The sequence below is a fragment of the Streptomyces albidochromogenes genome (genome assembly GCF_005981925.1).
Lineage (GTDB): Bacteria > Actinomycetota > Actinomycetes > Streptomycetales > Streptomycetaceae > Streptomyces > Streptomyces albidochromogenes.
In genome coordinates, this window is record NZ_VBVX01000474.1 from 1 (window position 1) to 3,440 (window position 3,440).

3 protein-coding genes are annotated in these 3,440 nt (G+C 74.8%); 2 read left to right on the top strand and 1 reads right to left on the bottom strand.

All coding sequences use genetic code 11. The features are described 5' to 3' along the window. Positions 1-98: 98 nt before the first annotated feature. Positions 99-695: a hypothetical protein gene (locus E2E34_RS32645; RefSeq protein ID WP_138905453.1), complete on the bottom strand. Its 597-nt coding sequence runs from the start codon at positions 693-695 to the stop codon at positions 99-101. 204 nt (positions 696-899) lie between these two features. On the opposite strand from E2E34_RS32645, the gene E2E34_RS32650 reads away from it, so the two are divergent. Further along, on the top strand, positions 900-1,802 hold the full coding sequence (locus tag E2E34_RS32650) for a YihY/virulence factor BrkB family protein (RefSeq protein WP_138905454.1): 903 nt from the start codon (positions 900-902) through the stop codon (positions 1,800-1,802). 59 nt (positions 1,803-1,861) lie between these two features. After that, the coding region (locus E2E34_RS36830; RefSeq protein ID WP_138905455.1) for a bifunctional phosphatase PAP2/diacylglycerol kinase family protein at positions 1,862-3,440 on the top strand (1,579 nt) is incomplete at its 3' end.

The window sequence follows — 3,440 nt, forward strand, 5'->3', positions numbered from 1 at the left end:
GTGGGGCGGTGGGCGGCTGATGCTCGACTGTGGACATGCCGCTTCATGTCCCCGCAATCGCCCTCTCCACGCACCTGGCCTGGTCGGATGTCCCGCGCTCAGCGGTACGGGCCGGCGAACTCCCGCAACGTCTCCTCGTACCGGCCGCCGAAGTCCACCCGCGTGATGTCCTTGAAGCGGAACGTGGTGGCGTCGGCGTGCCACCGTGCGCCGGTGTCGACTTCGCGCAGGCGCAGTGACCTGGGCCGCAGCTTCTTCACCGCGCCGATCCAGCAGACGTCGGGCACCTGCCGTTCCGCGTGCACCGAGACGAGGCCGAACGCGCGGCCCGCGCTGCGCAGCAGCGCGGCCGAGTCGTCCAGCGCAAGCGCGGCGGGCATGCGTACCGGCCACTGCCCCCGTCGGCGCAGGGCCCTGACGGTCAGGCAGGTCTCGTCTCCCTGTCGGCGCACCTTGGTGATGTCGGCGGTACGGATCGCCGTCCAGCCGTCGAGCTGGATGTCCGAGCACCGCGCCAGCAGCGTCCACGCGGGGCTCGCGCCGACGACGAACCCCTCGATCCACTCCACGCGCGGGACGGACCGGTGGACGCGCACCAGCCGTCCGGTGGTGACCGCCTTGTCGAGCCGGCGCAGGACGCCGTCGTCGCCGGCCGTCTCCCGCCCGGTGTTCTTCACCTCGCGCGCCTTCGCCATCTCACGATGATGCCCGGCCGCGGCCGGTGCGGTCACCTGCTTTTCCGCCGCCCACCGCACGCGGGGACGGCCGCCGCCCCGGATTCACCGCCGCGCCGTGGCGTGCGGCCACCGTTGCAGGGCAGCAGGGAGGAGAGCCTGTCGCCGGCCGTGCGACAAGGAAGCGGCCGATGCGGACGGCAGGGCCGGAACGGAGTGTGTTTCATGGCGGTCGGTGTGCCCGCGAGCGGTTCCGCGCAGGGTGGCGAGCGGGGCGCGTACGCCAGAGCCCTGGCCCGTACGCCGGTCGCCCTGTGGGAGGACGACCTCACCGACTGGGCGGCCGCGTTGACGTACTACGCGGTGCTGGCGGTCTTCCCGGCCCTGCTGGTGATCGTCTTCGCCATCGCGCTGCTCGGCACGGGCTCGCCCCAGGAGGTCATCGCGCAGTTCGGCGCGTTCGTACCGCGCACGGCCCGGCCGGTGCTCGAACAGGCCCTGGGCGCCCGGCCGCAGGAGGCTTCGGGCCCCTGGCTCCTGCTCGTGCTCACCGGCGGCGCGGCGCTGTGGTCGTCCTCCAGCTATCTGGCCGTGTTCCGGCGCGCGCTGCACGCGATGTACGGCGTCGCGGACTGCCGCCCGGCGTGGCGGACGCTGCCCGCCACGCTGCTCAGGGCGCTGACCGTGCTGGCGCTGCTGGTGAGCGGCGTCCTGACGCTGACCGCCACCGGACGGATCGCGCGGGCGATCGGCCGGGGCACCGGCACCGACCACCAGGCGGCGCTCGTGTGGGCGGGCTTGAAGTGGCCGCTGCTGTTCCTGGTGGTCGTCGCCCTGGTCCTGCTCCTCTTCCGGTCCGGGCCGTCCGAGTCCCGGGGGCTGCGGCAGACCCTGGCCGGCGGGGCGCTGGCGGTGGTGCTGTGGCTGGTGGCCTCGGCGGGCTTCGCGTTCTACGCCTCGCACATCGCGACGTACAACCGCCTCTACGGCTCCCTGGCGGGTGTGGTGGCCTTCCTCGTCTGGCTGTGGGTGTCCCACGTCGTGCTGCTGGGCGGGGCGCAGTTCAACGCCGAACTCTCCCGGGACGGGCGCCCGAAGAGGCCCGATCCGTGCTCGCCGCCGATGTGACGGGGTGTGACGCGGGCGTCATCGCGGTTCACCGGGCCTCGACGGGCAACACGGGGGGCATGACGACGGGTAGCGGCGCGGCCGCCGGACGGATCAGACCCCTGCTGCTTCTGCCACCGCTGTGGGCACTGATGGTGGGAGCGGGGCTGCTGATCACCGGCCCGGCCGCCACCCGGTGGCCCCTGGTGGCGGAGGGCGATGCCAACGCCTGGTTCGCCCGGCATCGCACCGGAGCGGCGACTGCGGTGTCCGAGTGGCTGACGCTCGTCGCCTCCACCGAGAGCGTCATCGGCGTCACCGTCGTCTGCGTCGTCGCGCTGGTCGCGCTGCCGCGTGTGCCGAGGTGGCGGGAGGCGGTCTTCCTCGGCGGGTCGGTCGCGGCGCAGTCGGCGCTCTTCCTGCTCATCACCCTGTGCGTCCAGCGGCCGCGCCCCGTCGTGTCCCACCTCGATCCGGCCCCGCCGACCTCCAGTTTCCCCTCCGGCCATGTGGGAGCGTCGGTCGCGCTGTACGGCGGGCTGGCCGCGCTCGTGGTCACCCGGCTGCGCGGCCCCTGGCGGTACGCCGCCGCGGCGGCGCTGCTGGTGGTTCCGCCGGCGGTGGCCGTGTCCCGCCTCTACCGGGGGATGCACCATCCGAGCGACGTGGTGGGCGGCCTGGTCAACGGCGTGTGCACCCTGCTCGTCATCGGGTCCGCGCTGCTGGCGTCGCGCGGGCGTCCCGCCCCGGCGCCCACCGTCCGCGAGGGCGGCCCGTTGCCTCTTCCCCGGTCCGCCGAGGGCGCGGTCGCCGATGCCCGGGGTGTCCGTCGCGTCGTCGTGGTGCGCCATCCCCTGGCGTGTGCCGAGAAGGTGGCGCGCCAGGTGCGCGAGGTCCTGGTCCGTCACGGCTGCGCCGACGTGCGGTGGACGTCGACGACGGCCGAACGCCCCTGCGGCGACCTCGGCGCGTACACGGCGGCCGGACGGGTCGACGTGGTCGTGGTGTGCGGAGGGGACGGCACCGTACGCGCCTGCGCGGACGAGCTTGCCGGCAGCGGCACCGCGCTCGCGGTCGTGCCGTGCGGTACGGGCAATCTGCTCGCGCGCAATCTCGGGCTGCCCGTGAGGCCCGCCGCCGCCCTCGACGCGGCGCTGCGCGGCGACCCCGTCCGCATCGACGTGGGGCGGGTGAGCGGCGACGGTCTCACACCGACGCGTTTCACCGTCATGGCCGGCGCCGGATTCGACGCGCTGATGGTGCGGGACGCCTCACCACGGCTCAAGGTGTCGCTGGGGTGGCTCGCGTACGTCGTCTCGGCCGTCCGTCACCTCGGCGATCCCGCGATGCGGTTGACGCTCCGGCTCGACAACGGCGACGTCCTGCACCGCCGCGCGCGCATGGTCGTCGTCGGCAACGTCGGCGCCCTGCAGGGCGGTGTGCCGCTCCTGCCCGACGCCCGGCCCGACAGCGGGCGGCTGGAGGTGGTCCTGCTCGGCCCCCGCGGCGGCGCCGGGTGGCTCGCCGTGGCGGCACACCTCCTGGGCGGCGTGCTGCGCGGTCGTTCCGGACGCCCGGCCGGGACGGCGGGGACGGCCGGTGAGCCGGCGGCGGGGACCACAGGCGTGGCGGCGGCCGGGACGGCGTGGACGCCCTCGG

What these genes read in the sequence shown, in the direction of transcription:
- E2E34_RS32645 (WP_138905453.1), bottom strand. Translation starts at nt 695, where the DNA reads ATGGCGAAGGCGCGCGAGGTGAAGAACACCGGGCGGGAGACGGCCGGC.
- E2E34_RS32650 (WP_138905454.1), top strand. Translation starts at nt 900, where the DNA reads ATGGCGGTCGGTGTGCCCGCGAGCGGTTCCGCGCAGGGTGGCGAGCGG.